This is a genomic window from Microbacterium sp. CFBP9034, assembly GCF_034045255.1.
Classification (GTDB): Bacteria; Actinomycetota; Actinomycetes; order Actinomycetales; family Microbacteriaceae; genus Microbacterium.
In genome coordinates, this window is the sequence record NZ_JAXCWC010000001.1 from 2244827 (window position 1) to 2268368 (window position 23542).

Sequence of the window (23542 nt, forward strand, 5' to 3'; positions counted from 1 at the left end):
ATCGCGGGCCCTAGGGTAGTGCCATGCCAGCAGCGCCGAAGGTCTTCGGAATCATCCTCGCCGGCGGCGAGGGAAAGCGTCTGATGCCCCTGACGGCGGATCGCGCGAAACCCGCCGTGCCCTTCGGAGGGCAGTACCGGCTGATCGATTTCGCCATCTCGAACCTCATCAACTCGGGGCTCCGCCAGGTCGTCGTGCTGACCCAGTACAAGTCGCACAGCCTCGATCGCCACATCTCGCAGACGTGGCGGATGTCGGCACTCCTGGACTCCTACGTGGCCTCGGTGCCCGCGCAGCAGCGCCTGGGCAAGCGCTGGTTCTCGGGATCGGCCGATGCCATCCTGCAGAGCCTCAATCTGATCAACGACGAGCAGCCCGACATCGTCGTCGTGATCGGCGCGGATCACGTCTACCGCATGGACTTCCGCCAGATGCTGGCGGCGCACATCGAGTCCGGCGCGCGGGCGACGGTCGCCGGCATCCGCCAGCCGATCTCGCTCGCCAACCAGTTCGGCGTCATCGACGTCGACAAGGACGACCCGGGCAGGATCAACGAGTTCCTCGAGAAGCCGCAGAATCCGACCGGGCTGTCCGACTCCCCGGGCGAGGTGCTCGCCTCGATGGGCAACTACATCTTCGACACCGACGCCCTCATCGAGGCCGTCGAGGCCGACGGCGAGATGCCGACGTCCAACCACGACATGGGCGGCGACATCGTCCCGTACTTCGTCGGTCGCGGCGAGGCGGGCGTGTACGACATGAACCGCAACGACGTCCCGGGGTCGACCGACCGCGACCGGTACTACTGGCGCGACGTCGGGACGATCGACTCGTTCTTCGACGCGCACCGCGACCTCATCTCGACGCTGCCGATCTTCAACCTGTACAACATGGACTGGCCGATCCACTCGCAGGCCGTCAACTCGCCGCCGGCCAAGTTCGTGCGGGACTCGGTCGGCCGGATCGGCAACTCGATCGACTCGATCGTGTCGCTCGGATCCGTGCTGTCGGGCACCCACCTCGAGCGCAGCGTCGTCGGCCCGTGGACCCTCGCGGGCGGCGGATCGACCATCACCGACTCCGTGCTGTTCGACCACGTGCACGTCGGCGCCGGCGCACGCATCCATCGGGCGATCCTCGACAAGAACGTGGTGCTCGCCGAGGGCGCGACGGTGGGCGTCGACCGCGACAAGGACCTCGCCCGGGGCTTCACCGTGACCGACAGCGGCATCACGGTGGTCGGCAAGGGCATCCACGTCGAACGGTGACCGCCGGTTGGGGCCGCGGCATCCGTCCCCGCTAGCGTGGGAGGATGCCCGCCCGCGCCGCCCGGTTCCTCGTCGTGCTCGACGCCGACTCGACCCTCATCCGCAACGAGGTCATCGAGCTCATCGCCGATGAGGCCGGGCGCGGCCCGGAGGTCGCCGCGGCGACCGAGGCCGCGATGCGCGGAGAGGTCGACTTCGCCTCGAGCCTGCGCGCCCGCGTCGCGGTGCTCGCCGGCGTCCCGGTCTCCGCGTTCGCCCGGGTGCTGGCGCGCGTCGAGCCCACACCCGGGGTCCGCGACCTGATCGCCGCGGTCCACGAGCGTGGTGGCGCCGTCGGCGTCGTCTCGGGCGGCTTCCACGAGATCCTCGACACGATCGCCCCCGAGCTGGGGGTGGACGTCTGGCGCGCGAACCGGCTGGCGACGGTCGACGGGGCGCTCAGCGGAGTCGTCGACGGCGACATCGTGGATGCCGAGGGCAAGGCCGCGGCGCTCCGCGAATGGGCCGCCGAGTCCGGGGTTCCGCTGGCCCGGACCATCGCGATCGGCGACGGGGCGAACGACCTCCGCATGATGGCGGTCGCGGGACTCGGCGTCGCGTTCAACGCCAAGCCGGCCGTCCGCGCACTCGCAGACGTCGTGGTGGCGCCCGTGGATCTCGGCGAGGTCATCGCGCTGCTGCCCTGAGCGCCGATGTCCGGGGCCCTCGGTAGCGTCGGCTCATGGACATCATCCTGGTACCCGGTCTGTGGCTCGATGCGTCGTCGTGGGAGCCCGTGCTCCCGGCGCTGGAGAAGGCCGGTCACACGGCGCATCCGATCACGCTGCCCGGCGTCGGAGCGCCGGCGTCGCAATCGGCCGGGATCGGCATCCAGGACTGGGTCGACGCCGTCGTCTCGGAGATCGACGCCATTCCCGGACCCGTGGTGCTCGTGGGTCACAGCGGCGGCGGCAACGTCGTGTGGGGCGCCGCCGAAGCCAGGTCCGAGCGCGTGCGGCGCGTCATCCTGGTCGACACCGTGCCGCCGCCGGACGGCGGGCAGATCTCCGAGTTCGAGATCGTCGACGGCGTCATACCGTTCCCCGGCTGGGACTCGTTCGACGCGCCAGAAGTGGCCGATCTCGACGAGCAGACGCGGGCGACCGCAGCGTTGCGGACGCGTACGGTGCCGGCCAAGGTCCCGACAGACCCCGTCCGGCTCGACGGCACGGCGCGGTACACGGTGCCGGTGACCCTCTTGATGGGTCAGCTCGACGATGAGGCGTTCCGCGCGGCCGTCTCCCAGTGGGGCCGATACGGCACGGAGTTCGACGCGATCGCGGACTCCGAAGTGGTGCACCTCGACTCCGGTCACTGGCCGCAGTTCTCTCAGCCCGACAACCTGTCGCGCGCGCTGGTGGCCGCGATCCGCTGAGGTGCGTCGGGCGCTAGTGGCCCATCCCGAGGCCGCCGTCGACCGGGATCACGGCGCCGGAGATGTACGCCGCGTCGTCCGAGGCCATCCAGGCGACGACGCCGGCCACCTCATCCGCCGTGGCGAAGCGCCCGGCAGGGATGTTCTTCTTGTACTCGGCCTGGGTCTCGTCGGCGAGGGCCGCGGTCATGTCGGTCTCGATGAACCCGGGGGCGACGACGTTCGCGGTGATCCCCCGGCCGCCGAGCTCGCGCGTGAGCGACCGGGCGAAGCCGACCAGACCGCTCTTCGACGCGGCGTAGTTGATCTGTCCCGCCGAGCCGTACAGCCCGACGACGCTCGAGATGAGGATGACGCGGCCCCACCTGGCCCGGAGCATGCCCTTCGACGCGCGCTTGACCACGCGGAAGGCACCGCCGAGATTGGTGGCGACGACGCTGTCGAAGTCGTCCTCGCTCATCCGCAGCAGCAGGGTGTCCTTGGTCACGCCGGCGTTCGCGACGACGATCCCGACCGGCCCGAGCGTGTTCTCGACCTCGGTGAACGCGGCGTCGACGGCCGCGGCATCCGTCACATCCGCGCGCACCGTCAGCGTGCCCTCGGGGCCCTCGCCGGAGCGGGCGGTCACCGCCACCTTGTAACCCTGCGCGACGAAGCGCTCTGCGATGGCGCGGCCGATGCCGCGGTTTCCGCCGGTGACGAGGACGACACGATCGCTGGACATGCTGGTGCTCCCGGGGTGTGTGACGGATCCGCACCAGCCTACCGGCGCGGCGTTTGACACCCCGCGCCGCTCGCTGGAACGCTGGGACCCTCTCCTGACGAAAGGCCCCCTCGTGAGCGACAACACCCCCGACGCGCCCGCCCCCGACTCGCCCGCGCAGCCGGTGCCCGACGCGTACCCGACCCAGCCGTATCCGGACGCCTCCGCGCCGCCCCCGGCCCCCGCCCCGCCGGCCTACGACGCTCCCCCCGCCTACGGCGCGGCCGCCCCGTATGGCAGCGCGCCCCAGTACGGCGCCGCGCCGCAGTACGGCGCCGCAGCCCCGTATGGCACCGCGCCCCAGTACGGCGCCGCGCCGGCCTACGGATACGGGGCGCCCGCGAAGACGAACACGCTCGCGATCGTGTCGCTGATCGCCTCGATCTCGGGCTTCCTGATCCTCCCGTTCATCGGTTCGATCGTCGGCGTGATCACCGGACACATCGCGCTCAGCCAGCTCAAGACCAGCGGCGAGCAGGGTCGAGGCATGGCACTGGGCGGCACGATCGCCGGCTGGGTCGGCATCGGGCTCGCGATCGTGGGAATCATCGCCCTCATCGCCTTCTTCGGGTTCGTCGCCTCCATGTCGTCGACGTACGGATACTGATCACCCGCCGCTCGCGGCTGACGTCGGTACGGCCCCTCCGGACTCTTTCTCAGGACCCTCGGAGGGGCCGCGCGGCGTAGTCTTGAAGGACCGTGAAGAGTTCCAGTCGGGCACAGTCCGCCACGTCGCTGCCCCGGGCGCCGCGTGACGACGCCGAGGCGCGCTCGACGCGATATCTGGTCACGATGGCCGTTCGCATCGCATGCTTCATCCTCATGGTCGTCATCACCCCCTACGGCTGGTACACGTGGGTTTTCGGCGCCGCCGCCATCGTGCTGCCCTATATCGCGGTCGTCCTGGCCAATGTCGGGCAGGAGGCCCGACGCAATCGCCGGGAAGACCCGGAGCCCGCTCTGCCTGCTCTCCCCCAGACGCCACTCGGGCACCCCACCGAGGTGATCCGCATCGACGAGACGCACAGCATCGAGGACGATCGCGGCACGGACGGGCCTGCATGATCTCCTCGGACGACGAGCGTGTCGCCGACGCGACGTGCTCCCGCGCAGGATGCCGCGCCCCGGCCTCGTGGCGCGTGGACTGGCGGAACCCCCGCATCCACTCGGCGGATCGGACCAAGACCTGGGTGGCCTGCGACGAGCACCGCGACTACCTCCACGACTACCTCGCCGCGCGTGACTTCCCCGTCACGGTGTCGCCCCTGACCATCGCACCATCGGAGACGCCGGGATGAGCGCGCGGCGCGAGGTCAGCATGCAGAACCTGCCACGTGCGGGGCGCTGGGGCATCTACATCGCCCTGGCAGTCGTCTTCGCGATCGCCTGCGCCTTTCTGTCGAACTGGCAGTTCACCCGCAACGAGGAGCGCTCCGCGCAGCTCGCGCTCGTCGACGCCAACTACGACGCCGCCCCGGTGCCGCTGGCGGAGCTGATTCCCGCCGGCGATGCGCTCGACCCCGCCGACCAGTGGCATCCGGTGCGCCTGGTCGGGCAGTACGTCGGCGACGACGAGCTCCTCGTCCGCAACCGCCCACACGGCGGCACAGCGGCCTTCGAGGTGCTGGTGCCGTTCCGGCTCGAGGACGGCCGCGTGGTGCTGATCAACCGCGGCTGGGTGCCTCCCGGCGAGGATCGCCCGGAGCCCGACGCCGTCCCGGCCCCGCCCGAGGGCGAGGTCACCGTGGTTGCGCGGCTCAAGCCGGGCGAGCAGCTCCCCTCTTCCGGTCGATCGGCGCCCGACGGGCAGGTGCCCACGATCAACCTGCCCCTGATCGCCGAGACGGTCTCGACGGAGGCGGGCAGTGCGCTCGAGCTGAGCGCCTACGGGGTGATGGTGTCGGAGGACCCGGCGCCCGCCTCCCGGCCCGGAGCGCTCGAATCGCCGTCCGAGGACCCCGGCCCGCACCTCTCGTACGCGATCCAGTGGATCCTCTTCGCCCTGATGGGGTTCATCTTCATCGGCTACGTCATCCGCACCGAGCGGCGCCATCGCCGCGAAGACGCGGAGGACGAGGACGGAGCGGATGCCGCGCCCGCGCCAGCCGCGGCATCCCGCCGTCGCGATCGCGACGCCGAGGACGAGGACGCCCTGCTCGACGCCGCCGGCCGCTGAGGCGCACCAGGCGCGCTGCGGTACGACTCAGGCGAGCGTGATCAGGTCCGCGTAGTCGCGGCCCCAGATGTCTTCGACGCCGTCGGGGAGGATGAGCACACGCTCGGGATTGAGGGCCTCGACGGCGCCCTCGTCGTGCGAGACGAGCACCACGGCACCCTCGTAGTGCGAGAGCGCACCGAGGATCTCCTCGCGTGACGCCGGGTCGAGGTTGTTGGTCGGCTCGTCGAGCAGCAGCATGTTGGCGCTCGAGACGACGAGCGTCGCGAGCGAGAGGCGCGTCTTCTCGCCGCCGGAGAGAACGCCCGCGGGCTTGAGCACGTCGTCACCGGTGAAGAGGAACGATCCGAGCACCTTGCGGGCCTCGGTCGCGGTGATGTCCGGAGCCGCCGACATCATGTTCTCGAGAACGGACCGATTGACGTCGAGGTTCTCGTGCTCCTGCGCGTAATAGCCGATCTTCAAGCCGTGGCCGGGCTCGAGCTGCCCCGTGTCGGGCTGGTCGACGCCCGCGAGGATGCGCAGCAGCGTCGTCTTGCCGGCTCCGTTGAAGCCGAGGATCACGACCTTCGATCCGCGATCGATCGCGAGGTCGACGTCGGTGAAGATCTCCAGGGATCCGTACGACTTCGACAGGCCCGATGCCATGAGCGGCGTCTTGCCGCAGGGTGCCGGCTTCGGGAACCGGAGCTTCGCGACGCGCTCCTCCTGACGCACGTCGTCGAGCCCGGAGAGCATCTTCTCGGCGCGGGCGACCATCTGATGCGCGGCCGCGGCCTTGGATGCCTTCGCGCCGAACCGTGCGGCCTGCATCTGCAGCTGCGTCGCCTTCTTCTCGACTCCGGCGCGCTCCTTCTTGCGGCGCTCCTCGTCGGCGACCCGCTGGCGCAGGTAGTTCTTCCAGTTCATGTTGTAGGTGTCGATGACCTGACGGTTGGCATCCAGGTAGAACACGCGGTTGACCGTTTCGCCGACGAGCTCCACATCGTGGCTGATCACGATCAGCCCGCCCTTGTAGTTCTTCAGGAACTCCCGCAGCCACACGACGCTGTCCGCGTCCAGGTGGTTGGTGGGCTCGTCGAGGATCATCGAGTCCGCGTTCGAGAAGAGGATGCGCGCGAGCTCGATGCGACGGCGCTGTCCGCCGGAGAGGGTGCTCAGCGGCTGGTCGAGCAGACGGTCGGGCAGCGACAGGTTGTGCGAGATCGTCGCCGCCTCCGCCTCGGCGGTGTAGCCGCCGAGCGATTCGAACCGCTCGGTGAGGTGGGAGTAGCGCTTCATCGCCTTTGCGGCGACCTTCTCGTCCTCGTCACCCATCGCCGTGGCCGCGTCGTTCATCTCGATCGCGAGGGTGCCGAGTCCGCGGGCGTCGAGGATGCGGGTGCGGGCGAGCATGGCCGGGTCCCCGCTGCGCGGGTCCTGCGGCAGATAGCCCAGCTCGCCGGTGCGCTCGACCTTGCCGTCGGCGGGGGGCAGATCGCCGGCCAGCACCTTCGTCAGCGTCGTCTTGCCGGCGCCGTTGCGGCCGACCAGGCCGACCTTGTCGCCGGCGGAGACGCGGAACGACACGTCGGACATGAGCACGCGGGCGCCCACGCGGATCTCGAGGTCGTGCACGGCGAGCACAGCGAAACGTCCGTTCCTTCGGTGGAGTGAGAGAGTGGCCGAACGGCCAGCCTCCCAGTATAGGTCCGCGACCCTGTGCGTCGGTCGTGCGCCTGCCCTTGTGAGACCCCGATGTCGCCGGAGCACAAGAGAGCCCCGGCCGATGGCCGGGGCTCTCGTGGGCGTTACAGCTGGTCAGCCCTTCGCGGCCGCCGTCGCGGTGGCGAGCTGGTCGACCATGTCGGGCAGGATCCAGGGCAGCGTGAGAGCCGTCGGCGTGATCGCGGCGACGTTCTCCTCGCCGACGATCGCACCCACCGCACCCGCGGCGACGCCCGGGATCAGCTGCGTGCGCGCCGACGTGAGGAACGTGTCGAGCTGCTCCTGGGTGTCGACCTGGGTGAAGATCACCTCGGCGTCGATCTGATCGAGGTTCTCGCCGCTCACGGTCGTGTAGAACGGGGACTCCCCCGTGTCCAGGGCGGTGACCGCCTCGGCGCTCACGAAGCCCAGGTCCTCGAGGATCTCGACGCGCGGATCGGCCGGCAGATACAGGTAGAAGGTGTCGACGTCGTCGGCCGCGTACGCGATCGAGGTGCCCTCGAACTCGGGGTGCTCGGCTGCGGCGTCGGCGACCTGCGCGTCGAGGTCCGCGAGCAGCTGCTCGGCCTCCGCGTCGAGGCCCAGTGCCGCGCCGGTGTCGGAGATCACATCGCGCCACGGCGTGGACCACACCTCCTCCGCCGGTGCGAGCACCGGGATGCCGGCGCCGGTCACGGCGTCGTACTCCTCCTGCGTGAGCCCCGAGTAGGAGGCGATGAGGACATCGGGGTCGGTCGCCAGCAGCTCCTCGACGGAGAGCTCGTAGCTCGCGTTGTCGAGGATGACGGGCTCTTCGCCGCCCGATTCCGCGATCGCCTCTTCGACCCAGGGGGTGATGAGGTTGTCGCCGCCGCCGTACTCGGACGACGGGATCGCGACCGGCACGATACCGAGGGCGAGCACGGCGTCGGTGGCGCCCCAGCCCCACGTGGCGACCCGCTCGGGGACGGTCTCCAGGGTGGTCTCACCGTAGATGTGCTCGAACGTGACGGGGAGGCTCTCGGCCGAGCCGGAGCCGGCGGCGCCCGATCCGGACGTCTCGGGCTCGGCGGCGCCGGCGCAGCCGGACAGCACGAGGCCGCCGGCCACCGTCAGCGCGACGAGCGCGCTGAGGCGGGAGTGCAGTGCGGACATGCGGGGTGTTTCCTTTCGGTCGCGTCAGGCCTCGTCCGCGGCGGCGTGGGCGCCGCCCGGGACGGGGATGACGAGGGGGGTGGAGGTGAGGGGGTCGGGGATGACGAGCGCCTCGAGGTCGAACGCCTGGGACACGACCTCGCGTGTCAGCACGTCGGTGGGCGCACCGTGCGCGACGACGCGGCCGCCGCTCATGACGATGAGGTCGTCGGCGTACCGGGCCGCGAGGTTGAGCTCGTGCAGGACGACGACGATCGTCGTGCCGTCGGTCCGATTGAGAGTGCGCAGGAGGTCCAGCACCTCGATCTGGTGGCTCAGGTCGAGGAACGTCGTGGGCTCGTCGAGGAGCAGCACGCGGGGCTCCTGGGCGAGCGCCATCGCGATCCACACGCGCTGGCGCTGGCCTCCGGAGAGGTCTCCGACGGGCCGGTCGGCGAGTGCTGCGACGCCGGTCTTCGCCATGGCGTCGTCGACGCGCGCGGTGTCGGAGGCGCTCCATCGCTGGAAGACGCCCCGGTGGGGGTGGCGACCTCGCGAGACGAGCTCGGCGACGGTGAGGCCGTCGGGAGCGGTGGGATGCTGCGGCAGCAGCCCCACGGTCTGCGCGAAGCGTCGGCGCGGCAGAGTGGCGATGTCGGTGCCGTCCAGCTCGACGCGGCCGGCGAGCGGATCGTTGACCCGGGCGAGGACGCTCAGCAGCGTGGACTTGCCGCAGGCGTTCGCCCCGATGATCATCGTCATCCGGCCGGGCGCGAAGTCGAGGTCGAGGTCCTCGATCACCCGCCGGCCGGGATAGCCGGCGGCGAGGCCGCGCGCCGTCAGGCGGGGTGCGGAGGCGGAGGTCACAGGTGTCGTCCTTTCGACGTCGCGAGGAGCCACAGGAGGAAGACCGCGCCAACGGCGCCGGTGACCACGCCGACAGGGACGGACAGTCCCGGCAGCGCGAACTGAGCGACCAGGTCGGACGCCGCCAGCAGCACCGCTCCGATCACCGCGCTCGTGCCGATGCCGATCGCGCCGTGGCCGAGCAGCGGACGGGCGATCGCGGGCGCGCACAGCGCGATGAAGGCGATGGGACCGACGAAGGCGCAGGTCACCGCGGTGAGGAGCACCGCGGTGAGCACGGTCACGAGGCGCACGATGGAGAAACGCACGCCGAGCGACGCGGCCGTCGGCGCCCCCATCTGGGTCAACGGCAGCCACCTGGCGCTGGCGAACACGAAGGGTGAGGCGGCGATGGCCACGACGAGCACCGTCACGACGTTCCACCACGGGGTCGACGCGAGGCTGCCGGTCAGCCAGATCAGCGCGGACTGAGCCAGCTCGACCTGGGCACGCACCATCAGGTAGTTCGTCACGGCGACGCAGAGGAAGGCGACGCCGACACCGGCGAGGATGAGCCGGTAGCCGCCGTCGGCACGATGCCGGCCGGCGAGCAGGAGGAACGCGGCCACGACCAGCCCTCCGGCGAAGGCGGCGATGGCGAGCAGCGGACCGCTCGTGCCGAGGACGAGGATCGCGAACACCGCAGCGGCGCCGGCTCCGCCGCTGATGCCCAGCAGATCGGGGCTCGCGAGCGGATTCCCGAGCAGGGACTGCAGCAGAGCGCCGGCCGCGCCGAGCGAGGCGCCGACCAGGAGAGCCATCGCGAGACGGGGTGCGCGCACCTGGAACACGACGTACGACTGTGCGCGATCTCCCCCGCCCCAGAGCGTGCGCCACAGGTCGGGGAGGGCGATCGGATAGTCGCCGACCGACAGGGAGACGATCGCGATCGCCAGGGCGCCGATCAATGCCGCCGTGACGACGAGTGTGCGACGGCGGCCCACGCGCGAGCGGATCTCGAGGACCGACGAGGTCACAGCGTCACCCTCCCTCGGCGCAGGACGAGTGAGATGAGCACGGGCGCACCCACGAACGCGACGACCAGTCCGGCCTGGATCTCGCCGGGAGGAGCGATCACGCGACCGAGCACGTCCGCGGCGAGGAGCACGATGGCGCCGACCGGGGCGCCGATGGCGAGCAGCCAGCGGTAGTCGCCGCCCACGAGCGCCCGGAGCGCGTGCGGCACCAGCAGCCCGAGGAACACGATCGGACCGGCGATGGCCGTCGCGCCGCCGCACAGGAGCACGGTCGCCACGATGCCGAGCGCGCGGGTGCGGGCCACGCTGTGCCCGAGCCCGGTGGCGGTGTCCTCCCCGAGCGCCATGAGGTCGAGCCCGCGCGCCGAGGTGAGCGCGATGACCGCGCCGACGGCGATGGGCACGATGACGACGGCGATGGTGTCGAGCCCGCGAGCGGTGAGGCCGCCGACCTGCCAGTACCGGAACACGTCGAACGCGGTGATGGACGTGGTGAGGATCAGGGTCGTCACCGCGGTGAGTCCGGCGGTGATCGCGGCGCCCGTCAGCGCCAGCTTCGCGGGATTCGACCCGTCAGGTCCGCGGGTTCCGATGATCGCGACCACGACGGAGGCGATCGCCGCCCCGGCGAAGGCGAACCAGACGAAGCCCGACGGCGACGTGATGCCCCAGAGCGTGATCGCCGCCAGCACGGCGACCGACGCGCCCGCGTTGACGCCCAGCAGTCCGGGGTCCGCCAGTGGGTTGCGCGTGAGGCCCTGCATCAGGGTGCCGGCCAGTGCCAGCGCAGCGCCCGCCACGATGCCGATGATCGTGCGCGGCACCCGCTGGGTGACGATGACGCTGTGATCGGCGATGGACATGTCCGGGCGCAGGAGAGCGTCGATGACGACCCACGGAGAGACCGGCCGCGCCCCGATCATGAGGCTCACCACGATCATGACCAGCAGCAGGGCGAACGCGAGGACCAGCAGCAGACGCCCGCGCCGGTCGCGCGCGGTCGTCATTCCTCGCGCTCGGACTGTCCGAGCCGCCAGTACCCCATGAACGCCACGCGCTTGCGATCGACGCCGCATCCCTGCACGAAGTGACGGCGGAGTCCCTTGACCATCGCAGACTCGCCGGCGATCCACGCGTAGAACTCGCCGTCGGAGTCCTCCGGGCTGTCCCACAGCATGTCGGTGTCGACGTCGATGTCGGCGAGCTCCTGGCGCCGCGGCGCGGCGGCGCGGGCGAGCACCTCGCCGGCGGTGGAGGTCCAGGCGGTGACCGCGTGGGCCAGCGTCGCGCCGTGGTCTGCGTCTTCGCGCGCCACCCAGGAGACCCGGAACGACTCCGGCAGGTCGAGGGTGAGGCGATCCGCCGCGGTCGGCACTTCGATGAAGGCGTCGACCTCGTACGAGTCGTCGAGCGACTCGAGGATCGCGCAGATCGCGGGCGCGGCGGTCTCATCGCCCGCCAGGAAGAGCCGACGGGCGGTGCCCGGGTGCCAGTCCAGTCCGAGGCGGAAGCCTTCGCTGCGCTGATCGGGCCCGACCACGACGATCTCCTGGCCCACGGCGGCAGCCTCGGCCCAGCTGCCGGCGGGACCGGCGTCGTGGTGCACCACGAAGTCCACGACGAGCCGGCGCGCGGAGGGCTCGACGCGGCGGACGGTGTAGGTGCGAAGCGGGCTGCGCACCTCCGACGGGAGCTCGCGCCACGTCGTGAACCAGTCCCCGGCGTCGATCGCCTCGTCGTCGTGCTGGCCGATGTCGCTGAGCGTGCCGTCCGGCAGCGGGAGAATCAGCTTGATCCGCTGGTCGAGGCCGGCCGTGCCGAACACATCGAAGTCCGGTCCGGTGAAGGTCACGCGGACGAAGTGAGGCGACAGCCGATGCACATCAGCCACGGTCGCGGCATAGGGGCGGTACGCGGGGCGCGTGCGAACGGCAGTCGAAGAACTCACACAGTTAGGCTAGCCTTACCTGCCCTCGGACCTCAAATCGACGCCCGCGTGTGGGTTGTCGCCGGGTCCTCGTGGGCGTGTCCGAGCCGCAGCCCGGGAACGAGCGCCAGCAGGGCGAGAGCGGTGGCGATGGCGAACACGGCGGGGAACGCGGCATCCGTCCCCACCAGCGCGGTGAAGACCAGTCCCATCGCGGCGATCGCCGTGGCCGCACCCACGGAATCCGAGATCGACAGCGCAGACGAGTTGAACCCCTGGTTCTGCGGGGTCGAATACGCGAGCGTGAGCACCGTGAGGCGCGGGTACATGAGGCCCATTCCTCCGCCCGCGAAGGCCCAGCCCGCGATGAGCACGGCCGGAGGCAGGCCGAACGCGGCGGTGAGACCGGCCACGACAGTCGAGGTCACGAGCAGCGTCGTCCCGATCACCGTGATGCGGGCATTGCCCAGCCGGTCGCCGAATCGCCCCTGCACGTCGGCCGCGACCGCCCAGGCGATCGCTGCGGCGGTGAGCCCCAGCCCGGCCCAAGTCGGCGAGAAGTCGTAGTGGTCGATCAGCAGGTAGGGCACGTAGATCTCGGCGCCGAACAGCGATCCCGCGATCAGGCCGCGCATCAGCACCACGCTGGGCAGGCCGCGGGCGGCCCGCAGCGTGCCCCGGGGCAGGAGCGGTCGCGACGCGAGGCCGATCACCAGAGCGGATGCCGCCACCACCACCCACGCGTACGGGCCGAGTCCCCCGGCGAGGCTCAGGGCGAGCGCTCCGGCCGCCACCGCGAACGCGCAGGCCAGGCGCGGCAGGATGCGGCCGGTGGCGGGCTCATCGGTGTGCAGCGGGAGACCGTGCAGTCGTACGACGACCATGGTGAAGGCGACGACGGTGAGTCCCGCGACGCCGAGGAACACCCACCGCCAGTGCAGGAACTCGGTGACGGCGCCGGCGAGGAAGGGCCCGATGAGCGACGGAACCACCCAGGCGGCGGAGAAGGCCGCGAACACCCGGCCGTGCAGAGCCGCCGGATAGACGCGGGCGACGACGACGTAGAGGGCGACGGTCTGGCCGCCGGTGCCCAGTCCCTGCACGAGCCGGCCGACCACCAGGACGGGCATGCTCGCCGCGAAGCCCGCGATCACGAGACCGATCACGAAGAGCAGGACCGCGGCCGTCAGCGGAGCGAGGACTCCCCCGCGGTCGCACCAGGCGCCGACGGCGACCATGCCGATGACGCTCGTGGCCAGCGTGCCGGCGAAGGCGACGGCGTAGAGGGCGTCGCCGTCGAGGTCGGCGCTCACGACGGGCATCACCGTGGTCACAGCGAGCGACTGCATCGCCGCAAGGAAGATCAGGGCGACGGCACCGACCGTGACCCAGACGTAGCGGGACTGCCAGATCCCCGTCGTGGAGTCGACGGGTGTGGTGCTCATCCGACCAGGCTACCCACCCGGCGAACGGCCTCGGTCAGCAGCTCGGGCGAGCAGCCGAAGTTGATCCGGACATGGCCGCGGCCTTCCTCGCCGAAGTACGGCCCGAGGTGGAACGCGACGTCGACCTCCCGCCGGATCCTCACCGCGGGATTGTCGCCCCAGCCCAGCTCGGACAGGTCGACCCAGGCGAGGAACCCGGCGTCCGGGACGCGATAGCGCGCGGCAGGGACATGCTCGGCGAGCAGGGCACCCAGCAGCACGCGGTTCTCGTCGAGGGCCGCCAGCTGGGCATCCAGCCACGCGTCGCTCTCCGCAGAGAACGCCGCCACCGCCGCGATCGCCCCGAACAGGCCGGTGCGCCACTCCACCTCCGCCGGAAGCGACCGCACGACCTTCGAGGTGTGGTCGTCGGCCGTCACCATCAGCGCGCACTTGAGGCCGGCGAGGTTGAAAGCCTTGCTCGCGCTCACCACCGCGTAGCCCACGCGGGCGGCGACCGGGGAAGCATCGAGGAACGGCGTGAAGGTCGCCCCACGATGGATGAGCGGTGCGTGGATCTCGTCGCTGATGACCACCGCGCCGAATGCGGCCGCGAGGTCCGCGAGGGCGGCGAGGGTTTCGCGTGAGTGCACCGTGCCGGTCGGATTGTGCGGGTTGCACAGCAGGACCGCTCGTGCCCCGCCCGCAAGCGCTGCTTCGATGCCCAGGAGATCGAGCTCCCAGCCGGTGCCCGTGTCGACCAGGGGCACGCGCTCGACGACGGCGCCCGCCTCCGGGATGCACTCGAAGAACGGCGGATAGACCGGCGTGGTGACGATGACGCGATCCGCCGGCTCGGTCACCCGGCGCAGGATCTCGACGATCGCCATCATCACGTCGCACGTCGTCCGGATCCGGGCGGGATCCACCTCCCAGCCGAAGCGACGCGCGGCGAACCCGGCGTAGGCGTCTGCGACTCCGGGGTCGGGGGGCGTGTAGCCGGTGTCGCCGAGGTCGACCGCGCGCGACAGCGCCGCGGCGATCGCGGGCGCCGCGGGATAGTCGGTCTCGGCCACGAAGAACGGGAGCACGTCGTCCCCGTACTTGCGCCACTTCGTGCTGGAACGCTGTCTCAGCTGCTCGATCGGAAGGGCCTGAAGGGGGACGACGCTCACTCGACGAGCCTAGCCATACGGCCTCGGCGACTCGTGTCCGGCGTCACCGGACGACATGAGAGCCGGTGGTCAGATCGCGAAGCCGAGGGCGCGCATCATGTCGCGTCCGTCGTCGGTGATGCGCTCCGGGCCCCACGGCGGCATCCAGACCCAGTTGATGCGGAAGCGGTCCACGACCTCGTCGAGCGACTGAGCGGTCTGCTCCTCGAGCACGTCGGTGAGCGGGCACCCCGCGGACGTGAGGGTCATGTGGATGACCAGCGCGTCGTTCTCATCGTCCCAGCCGAGATCGTAGATGAGGCCGAGGTCGACGACGTTGATCCCGAGCTCGGGGTCCATCACGTCCTTGAGAGCTTCGGTGACCTCGTCGTACTTCTCGGGTGTGAGCGTTGCGGTCATGTAACGATTCTACGCTTCGCTGCCGACGGGGGCATCAGCGGGCTCTTCCTCACCCGAGGGGAGGTAGCGGTCGTAGCCCTCGTCCTCGAGGCGGTCGGCGAGTTCGGGGCCGCCTTCCTCGACGATGCGACCGCCCACCATGACGTGGACGTAGTCGGGACGGATGTAGCGGAGGATGCGCGTGTAGTGCGTGATGAGGAGCACGCCCAGATCGGTCTGCTCCTTGGCGCGGTTGACGCCCTCGGAGACGATCTTGAGCGCGTCGACATCGAGGCCGGAGTCCGTCTCGTCGAGAATGGCCAGCTGCGGACGCAGCAGTTCGAGCTGAAGGATCTCGTGACGCTTCTTCTCACCGCCCGAGAAGCCCTCGTTGACGTTGCGCTGCGCGAACTTCGGGTCCATCCGCAGGTTCTTCATGGACTGCTTGACATCCTTCGTCCACGTGCGGATCGGCGGGGCTTCGCCCTCGATCGCAGTCTTCGCGGTGCGCAGGAAGTTGGTGACCGTGACGCCGGGGATCTCCACCGGATACTGCATCGCCAGGAAGAGGCCTGCCCGAGCGCGCTCGTCGACGGTCATCGCCAGGACGTCCTCGCCGTCGAGCGAGATCGAACCGCTGGTCACCGTGTACTTCGGGTGGCCGGCGATCGTGTACGCGAGCGTCGACTTGCCCGAGCCGTTGGGGCCCATGATGGCGTGGGTCTCACCGGTGCGGATCGTGAGCGTCACACCGTTGAGGATGGGAGTGGTTCCGGCATCCGTCTCGACCGTCACGTGCAGGTCGCGGATCTCGAGGACAGGCATTCAGACTTCCTTCTTGATGGCGGGATCGATGAGAACGTCATCGCCGTCGATGGTGACCGCGAACACCGGGACCGGCTCGTACGCGGGGAGATTGAGGGGCTTGCCGGTGCTCAGCGAGAACGCCGACCCGTGGGCCCAGCATTCCAGCGTGTCGCCGTCGACGAAGCCCTCGGCGAGGGAGATGTCGCCGTGCGTGCAGGTGTCGCCGATCGCGTGCACCTCGCCGGCCGAGTCGAGCACGACGGCCATCGGCACGCCGTCGACTTCCACGCGGATGGCCGTGTCCTGCTCGAGCTCGCTGAGCGCGCAGACGCGCTGGGCGCTCATCGGGCGACCTCCCGGGCGAGCTCGTCCTCGATGGCGGCGAAGAGCTCCGCCTCGAGCGAGGGAACGCCGATCTTCTGCACGATCTCGGCCAGGAAGCCGAGGACCACGAGGCGTCGCGCCTCCGCCTCCTCGATACCCCGGGCCTGCAGGTAGAAGAGCTGCTCGTCATCGAAGCGACCCGTCGCGCTCGCGTGGCCGGCGCCGCGGATGTCGCCGGTCTGGATCTCGAGGTTCGGGATCGACTCGGCGCGGGCGCCGTCGGTGAGGACGAGGTTGCGGTTCGCCTCGTACGAGTCGGTGCCCACGGCATCCGGTCCGATGAGCACGTCGCCGATCCAGACGCTTCGAGCCCCCGCGCCCTGCAGGGCGCCCTTGTAGAGCACGTCGCCGGTGGTGTCGGTGCCCTTGTGGTGCAGGTACACCTGGCTCTCGAGGTGCTGGCCGGCGTCGGAGTAGCTGAGACCGTAGAGCTCGGCGCGTGAGCCGGTGCCGGCGAGCTCGACACTGGGATTCACGCGCACGACGCCGCCGCCGAAGCTGACCACGACATGGCGAAGGGTCGCATCGCGCGCGACGCGTGCCTGATGGGATGCCGCGTGCACGGACTCGTCGTCCCAGTTCTGCACCGACACCACCGTGAGGTGAGCGCCGTCGCGCACGATGATCTCGACGTTCTGCGCGTGGATCGCGGCACCGGCATGGCGAAGGACCACGGTCGCATGCGCGTTCGCCTCGGCCTCGATCACGACGTGGGCATGCGCCAGGCCGCCCGTGCCCTTGAGGTTCACCACGATCGGCTCGGCGAACTCGGCACCGGCCGGGATCCGGAGCAGGGGCGCCTCGGTCTCCTGCTTCCAGGCGATGGCACTGGCGAGATCGTCGGGCTGGAACACCTCCCCCCGCGGGGCGGTGCCTGCGGTGAGCCGCTGCTGCACGAGCCCGTCGGGAGCGTGCACGTCGACCTCGATCACGCCGTGCGGACCGGCCTCGTCGACGAAGAGAGCCGCGAGCTTGTCGATCGGCGTGTGCTTCCAGTTGACCTCGCGACCCGTCGGGGCGTCGAAGTCGGAGGGATCGTACGAGCGGAGTCGCTCGTCACGGGTCTGCACCGGCACGAAGGCGCCGGCACCGTCGGTGTGGCCCTTCGCTCCGGGAATGGTGGCGGGGGCCTGAGTCACGGAGCTCACTAGCCGACGGATCCTTCCATGCCCATCTCGATGAGCTTGTTGAGTTCGAGCGCGTACTCCATCGGCAGCTCCCGGGCGATCGGCTCGATGAAGCCGCGCACGATCATGGCCATCGCCTCGTCCTCGGGCATGCCGCGGGACTGGAGGTAGAAGAGCTGCTCTTCGCTGACCTTGGAGACAGTGGCCTCGTGACCGAGCTGCACGTCGTCGACGCGGATGTCGATCGCGGGATACGTGTCGGACCGTGAGATCGAGTCGACCAGCAGCGCGTCGCACCGCACGGTGTTGGCGGAGTGGTGCGCATTGGCCTCCACCCTCACCTCGCCGCGGTACCCGGCACGGCCGCCGCCCCGCGCGATCGACTTCGAGACGATCGACGACTGGGTGTACGGCGCCATGTGGACCATCTTGGCGCCCGCGTCCTGGTGCTGGCCGGGACCGGCGAACGCCACGGACAGGGTCTCGCCCTTGGCGTGCTCGCCGACGAGGAAGATCGACGGGTACTTCATCGTGACCTTGGATCCGATGTTGCCGTCGATCCACTCCATGGTGGCGCCCTCGTGGGCGATGGCCCGCTTGGTGACCAGGTTGTAGACGTTGTTCGACCAGTTCTGGATCGTCGTGTAGCGCACGCGGGCGTTCTTCTTGACGATGATCTCGACGACCGCGGAGTGCAGCGAGTCGCTCTTGTAGATGGGAGCCGTGCAGCCCTCGATGTAGTGCACGTACGAGCCCTCGTCGGCGATGATGAGCGTCCGCTCGAACTGGCCCATGTTCTCGGTGTTGATGCGGAAGTAGGCCTGCAGCGGGATCTCGACGTGCACGCCCGGGGGCACGTAGACGAAGGAGCCGCCCGACCAGACGGCGGTGTTGAGCGCCGCGAACTTGTTGTCGCCGGCCGGGATGACCGTGCCGAAGTACTCCTCGAAGAACTCGGGGTGCTCGCGCAGCGCGGTGTCGGTGTCCATGAAGATGACGCCCTGAGCCTCGAGCTGCTCGTTGATCTGGTGGTACACGACCTCGGACTCGTACTGCGCGGCGACGCCGGAGACGAGACGCTGGCGCTCGGCCTCGGGGATGCCGAGACGCTCGTACGTGTTGCGGATGTCCTCGGGGAGTTCCTCCCACGAGCCCGCCTGCTTCTCGGTGGACCGCACGAAGTACTTGATGTTGTCGAAGTCGATCTCGCTGAGGTCGGCGCCCCACGTCGGCATCGGCTTGCGGCCGAAGAGCTGATGGCCCTTGAGGCGCGTCTTCAGCATCCATTCGGGCTCGCTCTTGAGCGCGGAGATGCCGCGCACGACGCCCTCGTCGATGCCTCGTTTGGCGACGGCACCCGCGGCATCGGCGTCATGCCACCCGAACTCGTACACACCCAGGCTGTTCAGCTCTGGGCGATCGATCAGCACATCAGACATCGTCACGTTCTCCTCCGGGTCCTGGCGGTTCATCCGCCCCGGCATTCCGGCTCCTCCGGTGGAGTTACCGGAGGGGGAATGCCGCTCGTGGGCCCTCTCAAGTGGCGCTGGCCATCGCGCCTAGACTGTCAGTGGTGCGCAGCGCCGAGGGCGCGCGCAACCGACCCCTTGATTCTACAGGTTCCACCCCGGCACCGGGCCCCGCATGTCGCGGCCCTGGCGTGCGGAACCGGCCCCAGGAGGCGACCCCCCGCATGTCCGTGCCACCGACGACCACCGCCGACACGGGATTCGGGCAGCGTGCCGCCCGTTACGGAGCCGCGCTGTGGCGTCGCTTCTGGAACTGGCTGCCGGCGACGATCGATCGCCGCGTCGTCGCGCTGGCGTGGGCGACGCTCGTCGTGCAGATCGGCATCGTCGGAACGGGCGGGCTGGTGCGCCTCACCGGATCGGGGCTCGGCTGCCCGACCTGGCCCCAGTGCACGCCCGGTTCGCTCGTCAACACGCCGGAGATGGGCATCCACGGTGTCATCGAGTTCGGCAACCGCCTGCTGACGTTCGTGCTGGTCGCCGTCGCGATCCTCATGTTCCTGTTCGTGGTGCGCATGCGCCGGGAGCGCCCCGACCTGTTCTGGCTCTCCCTCGCGATCGGCCTGTACGTGCCGCTGCAGGCGATCATCGGCGGCATCACGGTCCTCACGAACCTCAACCCGTACGTCGTGGGGCTGCACTACTTCGCGTCCGTCGTCCTGGTGGCCCTCGCGGCGGTCCTGGTCGTCCGCGTCTACGCGACGCCCGGGCCGCGCGAGCTGGCCGTCCCGCGGTGGTACGCGGTCACCACGCACGTCACGACGGCGCTCGTCCTCGTGACGGTCGTCGTGGGCATTCTGGTCACCGGATCCGGTCCGCACGCCGGCGACGGGGGCGCCGCACGCAACGGGCTGAACCCGGAGTTCATGCAGCACGTGCACTCGTGGCCCGCCTACATCACCTTCGCGCTCACGATCGCGCTGGTCGTCGGCGCGCAGCGCACCGACCCGGTCCTGCGTCTCCGACTGTGGACCGGGCTCCTCCTCGCCGTCGAGCTGACGCAGATCGTGGTGGGCCTCTGGCAGGCGCGCACCGGCCTCCCGATCTGGCTGGTGAACATCCACATGGTCCTGGCGGTGATGCTCGTCGCCGCGATGACCGTCGTGGTGATGAACCTGAAGGCACCGGTCTCGGCGCCCCTCGACCCGCACATCGCTCCTGCGGCGGACGCCCGCCGGGCCTGACGCCGGCACACAGGAGATCCATAGCCCAGCCATCGGTCTCGCACGGAACACGTTGCGAGGGTGATGGATGCCCCGGCCGCACCGGCCACCCAACCGAGGAGTCATCTCACATGAACACCCGCCCCAGCCTCGTCCGCAGCATCCCGTTCTGGGCGCTCCTGGCCGGATCGGCGGCGACCGCCGCCACCGGAGCCTTCCTCCTCGTCGACAAGCTCGGGACCATGACCACCGAGCTCACCGACGGCACCGCGACGAACGTGACCGTTTACGTCGGCCAGACGACCGCCATCGTCGGCGGCATCCTGCTCGGCGCCGGCGTGATCGGCGTACTGCTGGCGCTCGCAGTCGCGGCCGTGTCCACGCTCCGCCCGCACGCGCCCGTCGAGGTCGTCGAGCCCCTCGACTGGACCGAGGCCGACGTGCAGGACGACGTCGCCCCCGTCGACGCGCCCGCCGTCGTTGCCCCCGCTGTCGACGAGCCCGCCGCCGCCGAGCCGGGCGTCGCTCCGGCCCGCTGATCCCCGCGCGCTGACACAGGCCCGCTCCCCCGCCCGATCATCCGATCGTGCGGGGAGCGGGCCTTCTGCGTGCGGAAGGCCCGATACTGACTCCGTGGACCCTGTCGCATCGATCACCTGGATCGTCCTCTTCGTCCTGACCACCGTGACCGTCACCGGCCTGGTCGGCCGCATGGGCTGGTCGGCGCCCGTCGCACTCGTCGCGGTCGGCGGAATCGTCTCCTTCGTCCCCGGCATCCCGCAGGTGACCGTCGAGCCGGACCTGATCCTCTACGGCATCCTGCCGCCGCTGCTGTTCGCCGCGGCGATCCGCACGTCCGTGATCGACGTGCGGGCTCGCCGCGACAGCATCCTGCTCCTCTCGGTGGGACTGGTCGCGTTCACGGTCGTCACCGTCGGGTTCGCCACGTACCTCCTGGTGCCGGCGATCACGCTTGCGGCCGCGTTCGCCTTCGCCGCCGTCGTGGCGCCGACCGACGCCATCGCCGTCACCGCGATCGCCGGGCGGCTGGGCCTCCCGCGCCGGGTCGTCACGATCCTCGAGGGCGAGAGCCTGCTCAACGACGCGACGGCGCTCGTCGCCCTCAACGCGTCGATCGCCGCGATCGTGAGCGTCGTCACTCCTGCCGACATCGCGATCGAGTTCGTCGTGGCGGTGCTGGCCGGGGTCGCCATCGGGTTCGGCGTCGGCTGGCTCGTCTCGCTCGTGCGGGCGCAGCTGCACTCCCCGGTGCTCGACACGAGCCTCATCCTGGTCACGCCGTTCGCGACCTTCCTGCTCGCCGAGCTCGTCCACGGGTCCGGCGTGCTCGCCGTGGTCGTCGCCGGTCTCTACATGGGGTTCCGCGCGCCGTCGGTGGCCTCCGCCGAGGCTCGGGTGGCCGAGCGGGTGAACTGGAAGACGATCCAGTTCCTCCTCGAGAACGCCGTGTTCCTGTTCATCGGCCTGAACCTCAGCGGGATCCTCGCCGGCGCGGTCCGCACCGGACCGGGCGTCTGGCAGACCGTGGTCATATGCCTCGGCATCCTGCTCGTGCTCGTCGTGTCGCGGTTCGCCTGGGTGATGGCGACCACGCTCCTCTACCGCAAGGGCCCGCAGCGCCTGCGAGAGCGCAGCTGGGCGTGGGGAAACGGCATCGCCGTGTCATCCGCAGGAGTGCGAGGCGTGGTCACCCTCGCCGCCGTGTTCCTGCTGCCGCCCGAGACGCCCGAGCGCGAGTACCTCCAGTTCCTCGCGTTCGTGGTGGTCGTGGCGAGCCTGATCGGCGGCCTGGCGCTGCCCTGGATCATCCGGCGCCTGCACCTGCCGCGGCCGAGTCGCATGCAGGAGCTCACCGAGCGCCGCCTGCTCATGGCGGAAGCGCGCCGGGCTGGGCTTCGCACGCTCGACGACGAGGTCACCGCCTCGGACGAGCCCCGCATCGTCGAGCTGCTCCGCACCGAGGCGGGGTTCCTCGGCGAGACGCTCGAGCTGTACGGGCCGGATGCCTCGATCCCCCAGCTCGAGTCGAAGCTCCGGCTGCGCCGGGCCATGCTCGAGGCCGAGCGCGGCGCGGTGCTGCTGGCGCGCCGGGAGGGTCGCTACCAGGAGCCCGCGATCGTGGCCGCGCTACAGGCGATCGACGCCGAGGAGACCGCGCTGCGAGCTCAGTACCCTCGGGCGGAGTGAGCCGGCCGCGAGCCGGCCGGGCTCAGAAGGGCAGCAGCGGGTCGACGGCGATCGCGACGAAGATGAGCGTGAGGTACGTGATCGACGCGTGGAACACGCGCATGGGGCGCGGCTCGGTGCCCCGCACGGCGCGGTTGTACAGGCGGTGCGACTCGTAGATGAACCACCCGCCGAAGACGACGGCCGACACGATGTAGACGAGCCCCATGTCGGCGACGGGGATCAGCAGCAGCGAGCACGCGACGGTCGCCCACGCGTAGAGGATGACCTGGAGGCCGACCTGCGACCCGTTGCGGGTGGCGCCGAGCATCGGGACGTTGACCTCTTCGTACTGCTCCTTGTACTTCATCGAGAGCGGCCAGTAGTGCGGCGGCGTCCAGAGGAAGACGAGGGCGAAGAGGATCACCGGCGGCCAGGCGAGGGAGCCGGTCACGGCGGTCCAGCCGATGAGCACCGGGAAGCACCCCGCGATGCCGCCCCACACGATGTTCTGCTCGGTGCGGCGCTTGAGGATCATCGTGTAGATCACGACGTAGAAGAAGATCGCGGCCGCCGACAGCGTGGCCGCGAGCCAGTTCGTCGTGAGCCACAGCCAGACGGTCGATCCCACCGCGAGGGACCACGCGAAGATCAGTGCGCCGCGGGGCGACACCTCACCCGTGACGAGCGGCCGGTTGACGGTGCGCTGCATGTGCGCGTCGATGTCGCGATCGAGGTACATGTTGAACGCCGCGGCCGATCCGGCGCTGGCCGTTCCGCCGATCACCGTGGCGAGCACGAGCCACAGGTCGGGCAGGCCGCCCTGCGCGAGGATCATCACCGGGACGGTCGTCACGAGCAGCAGCTCGAGCACCCGCGGCTTCATGAGCGCGATGTAGGCCCGGACAGTGCGGCCGAACGGCTGGCGGGACCCGCCGGTCGCCTGAGCGGTTGCCCCGGCCCGTGCTGTCGTCGTGATGTCCATCGCCCCCGCTATCGCCGCGTTCAGAAATCGCTTAAGTCTATGGCATCGGCGCCGGCCGCCCGGGGCGCGCCGTATACCGCTCACAATCCCGTTCGCCCGCGCGTGAGCAGAACGTCACCCCGGCGACACGGG

General features: G+C 70.3%; 25 protein-coding genes. 10 read left to right on the forward strand and 15 right to left on the reverse strand.

Features of this window, described 5'->3' with window-relative positions:
• The first annotated feature begins 23 nt into the window (after positions 1–23).
• Genes SOM19_RS10360 through SOM19_RS10370 form a run of 3 tightly spaced genes read left to right on the forward strand, consistent with a single transcriptional unit; the run spans position 24 to position 2682 of the window.
• On the forward strand, positions 24–1268 hold the full coding sequence (locus SOM19_RS10360; RefSeq protein WP_320486433.1) for a glucose-1-phosphate adenylyltransferase: 1245 nt from the start codon (positions 24–26) through the stop codon (positions 1266–1268).
• Positions 1269–1312: 44 nt separating this feature from the next.
• The gene (serB, locus tag SOM19_RS10365) at positions 1313–1954 is read left to right on the forward strand and encodes a phosphoserine phosphatase SerB (protein ID WP_320486434.1); all 642 of its coding nucleotides are present in this window, start codon (positions 1313–1315) and stop codon (positions 1952–1954) included.
• Positions 1955–1989: 35 nt separating this feature from the next.
• Complete coding sequence (locus tag SOM19_RS10370; protein WP_320486435.1) at positions 1990–2682, forward strand: alpha/beta fold hydrolase; 693 nt, start codon at positions 1990–1992, stop codon at positions 2680–2682.
• Between the two features lie 13 nt (positions 2683–2695).
• Here the strand turns inward: SOM19_RS10370 and fabG are convergent, their stop codons facing one another.
• The gene (gene fabG / locus SOM19_RS10375; protein WP_320486436.1) at positions 2696–3406 is read right to left on the reverse strand and encodes a 3-oxoacyl-ACP reductase FabG; all 711 of its coding nucleotides are present in this window, start codon (positions 3404–3406) and stop codon (positions 2696–2698) included.
• Between the two features lie 112 nt (positions 3407–3518).
• Between fabG and SOM19_RS10380 the strand changes: the two genes are divergently transcribed.
• From SOM19_RS10380 to SOM19_RS10395, 4 genes are all read left to right on the forward strand, one after another.
• Positions 3519–4052 carry a DUF4190 domain-containing protein gene (locus SOM19_RS10380; RefSeq protein ID WP_320486437.1) on the forward strand — a complete coding sequence of 178 codons (534 nt, stop codon included), beginning with the start codon at positions 3519–3521 and terminating at the stop codon, positions 4050–4052.
• Positions 4053–4144: 92 nt separating this feature from the next.
• Complete coding sequence (locus tag SOM19_RS10385; protein WP_320486438.1) at positions 4145–4510, forward strand: DUF3099 domain-containing protein; 366 nt, start codon at positions 4145–4147, stop codon at positions 4508–4510.
• Positions 4507–4743 (forward strand): hypothetical protein, encoded by a 237-nt coding sequence (locus tag SOM19_RS10390; protein ID WP_320486439.1) that lies wholly within the window; start codon positions 4507–4509, stop codon positions 4741–4743. The genes SOM19_RS10385 and SOM19_RS10390 overlap by 4 nt, the downstream gene beginning before the upstream one ends.
• Positions 4740–5621 (forward strand): SURF1 family cytochrome oxidase biogenesis protein, encoded by an 882-nt coding sequence (locus SOM19_RS10395; RefSeq protein WP_320486440.1) that lies wholly within the window; start codon positions 4740–4742, stop codon positions 5619–5621. Before SOM19_RS10390 ends, SOM19_RS10395 begins: the two co-directional genes overlap by 4 nt.
• Positions 5622–5648: 27 nt before the next feature.
• Here SOM19_RS10395 and SOM19_RS10400 read toward each other — a convergent pair whose 3' ends face one another.
• The 13 genes from SOM19_RS10400 to sufB form a co-directional block, all read right to left on the reverse strand.
• The gene (locus tag SOM19_RS10400) at positions 5649–7247 is read right to left on the reverse strand and encodes an ABC-F family ATP-binding cassette domain-containing protein (protein WP_320486441.1); all 1599 of its coding nucleotides are present in this window, start codon (positions 7245–7247) and stop codon (positions 5649–5651) included.
• Positions 7248–7421: 174 nt separating this feature from the next.
• Positions 7422–8462, reverse strand: a complete 1041-nt coding sequence (locus tag SOM19_RS10405; protein ID WP_320486442.1) for an ABC transporter substrate-binding protein — start codon at positions 8460–8462, stop codon at positions 7422–7424.
• A 24-nt stretch (positions 8463–8486) separates the two neighbouring features.
• On the reverse strand, positions 8487–9308 hold the full coding sequence (locus tag SOM19_RS10410; RefSeq protein WP_320486443.1) for an ABC transporter ATP-binding protein: 822 nt from the start codon (positions 9306–9308) through the stop codon (positions 8487–8489).
• Positions 9305–10324 carry a FecCD family ABC transporter permease gene (locus SOM19_RS10415; protein WP_320486444.1) on the reverse strand — a complete coding sequence of 340 codons (1020 nt, stop codon included), beginning with the start codon at positions 10322–10324 and terminating at the stop codon, positions 9305–9307. Before SOM19_RS10415 ends, SOM19_RS10410 begins: the two co-directional genes overlap by 4 nt.
• Positions 10321–11331, reverse strand: coding sequence for a FecCD family ABC transporter permease (locus tag SOM19_RS10420; protein ID WP_320486445.1), 1011 nt, complete (start codon positions 11329–11331; stop codon positions 10321–10323). The genes SOM19_RS10415 and SOM19_RS10420 overlap by 4 nt, the downstream gene beginning before the upstream one ends.
• Positions 11328–12272, reverse strand: coding sequence for a siderophore-interacting protein (locus SOM19_RS10425; RefSeq protein WP_320486446.1), 945 nt, complete (start codon positions 12270–12272; stop codon positions 11328–11330). Before SOM19_RS10425 ends, SOM19_RS10420 begins: the two co-directional genes overlap by 4 nt.
• Positions 12273–12304: 32 nt before the next feature.
• The gene (locus SOM19_RS10430; RefSeq protein WP_320486447.1) at positions 12305–13696 is read right to left on the reverse strand and encodes an MFS transporter; all 1392 of its coding nucleotides are present in this window, start codon (positions 13694–13696) and stop codon (positions 12305–12307) included.
• Positions 13693–14850, reverse strand: a complete 1158-nt coding sequence (locus tag SOM19_RS10435; protein ID WP_320486448.1) for a MalY/PatB family protein — start codon at positions 14848–14850, stop codon at positions 13693–13695. The genes SOM19_RS10430 and SOM19_RS10435 overlap by 4 nt, the downstream gene beginning before the upstream one ends.
• Positions 14851–14919: 69 nt before the next feature.
• The gene (locus SOM19_RS10440; RefSeq protein ID WP_320486449.1) at positions 14920–15249 is read right to left on the reverse strand and encodes a metal-sulfur cluster assembly factor; all 330 of its coding nucleotides are present in this window, start codon (positions 15247–15249) and stop codon (positions 14920–14922) included.
• A gap of 9 nt (positions 15250–15258) precedes the next feature.
• Entirely contained in the window at positions 15259–16053 is a 795-nt protein-coding gene (sufC, locus tag SOM19_RS10445) for a Fe-S cluster assembly ATPase SufC (RefSeq protein WP_320486450.1), read from the reverse strand.
• Positions 16054–16380 (reverse strand): non-heme iron oxygenase ferredoxin subunit, encoded by a 327-nt coding sequence (locus SOM19_RS10450; RefSeq protein WP_320486451.1) that lies wholly within the window; start codon positions 16378–16380, stop codon positions 16054–16056.
• Complete coding sequence (gene sufD / locus SOM19_RS10455; protein WP_320486452.1) at positions 16377–17567, reverse strand: Fe-S cluster assembly protein SufD; 1191 nt, start codon at positions 17565–17567, stop codon at positions 16377–16379. Before sufD ends, SOM19_RS10450 begins: the two co-directional genes overlap by 4 nt.
• Entirely contained in the window at positions 17567–18985 is a 1419-nt protein-coding gene (gene sufB / locus SOM19_RS10460; protein ID WP_320486453.1) for a Fe-S cluster assembly protein SufB, read from the reverse strand. Before sufB ends, sufD begins: the two co-directional genes overlap by 1 nt.
• A 254-nt stretch (positions 18986–19239) precedes the next feature.
• On the opposite strand from sufB, the gene SOM19_RS10465 reads away from it, so the two are divergent.
• The 3 genes from SOM19_RS10465 (at position 19240) to SOM19_RS10475 (ending at position 22446) form a co-directional block, all read left to right on the forward strand.
• The gene (locus SOM19_RS10465; protein ID WP_320486454.1) at positions 19240–20259 is read left to right on the forward strand and encodes a COX15/CtaA family protein; all 1020 of its coding nucleotides are present in this window, start codon (positions 19240–19242) and stop codon (positions 20257–20259) included.
• 110 nt (positions 20260–20369) lie between these two features.
• Entirely contained in the window at positions 20370–20777 is a 408-nt protein-coding gene (locus tag SOM19_RS10470; RefSeq protein ID WP_320486455.1) for a dinucleotide-utilizing enzyme, read from the forward strand.
• A gap of 94 nt (positions 20778–20871) precedes the next feature.
• Positions 20872–22446, forward strand: coding sequence for a Na+/H+ antiporter (locus tag SOM19_RS10475; RefSeq protein WP_320486456.1), 1575 nt, complete (start codon positions 20872–20874; stop codon positions 22444–22446).
• A gap of 22 nt (positions 22447–22468) precedes the next feature.
• Here the strand turns inward: SOM19_RS10475 and SOM19_RS10480 are convergent, their stop codons facing one another.
• Positions 22469–23410: a heme o synthase gene (locus tag SOM19_RS10480; RefSeq protein WP_320486457.1), complete on the reverse strand. Its 942-nt coding sequence runs from the start codon at positions 23408–23410 to the stop codon at positions 22469–22471.
• Positions 23411–23542: the final 132 nt, after the last annotated feature.

Coding starts and splice junctions, on each gene's coding strand:
- SOM19_RS10360 (WP_320486433.1), top strand. CDS start 24: ATGCCAGCAGCGCCGAAGGTCTTCGGAATCATCCTCGCCGGCGGCGAG.
- serB (WP_320486434.1), top strand. CDS start 1,313: ATGCCCGCCCGCGCCGCCCGGTTCCTCGTCGTGCTCGACGCCGACTCG.
- SOM19_RS10370 (WP_320486435.1), top strand. CDS start 1,990: ATGGACATCATCCTGGTACCCGGTCTGTGGCTCGATGCGTCGTCGTGG.
- fabG (WP_320486436.1), bottom strand. CDS start 3,406: ATGTCCAGCGATCGTGTCGTCCTCGTCACCGGCGGAAACCGCGGCATC.
- SOM19_RS10390 (WP_320486439.1), top strand. CDS start 4,507: ATGATCTCCTCGGACGACGAGCGTGTCGCCGACGCGACGTGCTCCCGC.
- SOM19_RS10395 (WP_320486440.1), top strand. CDS start 4,740: ATGAGCGCGCGGCGCGAGGTCAGCATGCAGAACCTGCCACGTGCGGGG.
- SOM19_RS10405 (WP_320486442.1), bottom strand. CDS start 8,462: ATGTCCGCACTGCACTCCCGCCTCAGCGCGCTCGTCGCGCTGACGGTG.
- SOM19_RS10420 (WP_320486445.1), bottom strand. CDS start 11,331: ATGACGACCGCGCGCGACCGGCGCGGGCGTCTGCTGCTGGTCCTCGCG.
- SOM19_RS10430 (WP_320486447.1), bottom strand. CDS start 13,696: ATGAGCACCACACCCGTCGACTCCACGACGGGGATCTGGCAGTCCCGC.
- SOM19_RS10440 (WP_320486449.1), bottom strand. CDS start 15,249: ATGACCGCAACGCTCACACCCGAGAAGTACGACGAGGTCACCGAAGCT.
- sufC (WP_320486450.1), bottom strand. CDS start 16,053: ATGCCTGTCCTCGAGATCCGCGACCTGCACGTGACGGTCGAGACGGAT.
- SOM19_RS10450 (WP_320486451.1), bottom strand. CDS start 16,380: ATGAGCGCCCAGCGCGTCTGCGCGCTCAGCGAGCTCGAGCAGGACACG.
- sufB (WP_320486453.1), bottom strand. CDS start 18,985: ATGTCTGATGTGCTGATCGATCGCCCAGAGCTGAACAGCCTGGGTGTG.
- SOM19_RS10465 (WP_320486454.1), top strand. CDS start 19,240: ATGTCCGTGCCACCGACGACCACCGCCGACACGGGATTCGGGCAGCGT.
- SOM19_RS10470 (WP_320486455.1), top strand. CDS start 20,370: ATGAACACCCGCCCCAGCCTCGTCCGCAGCATCCCGTTCTGGGCGCTC.
- SOM19_RS10480 (WP_320486457.1), bottom strand. CDS start 23,410: ATGGACATCACGACGACAGCACGGGCCGGGGCAACCGCTCAGGCGACC.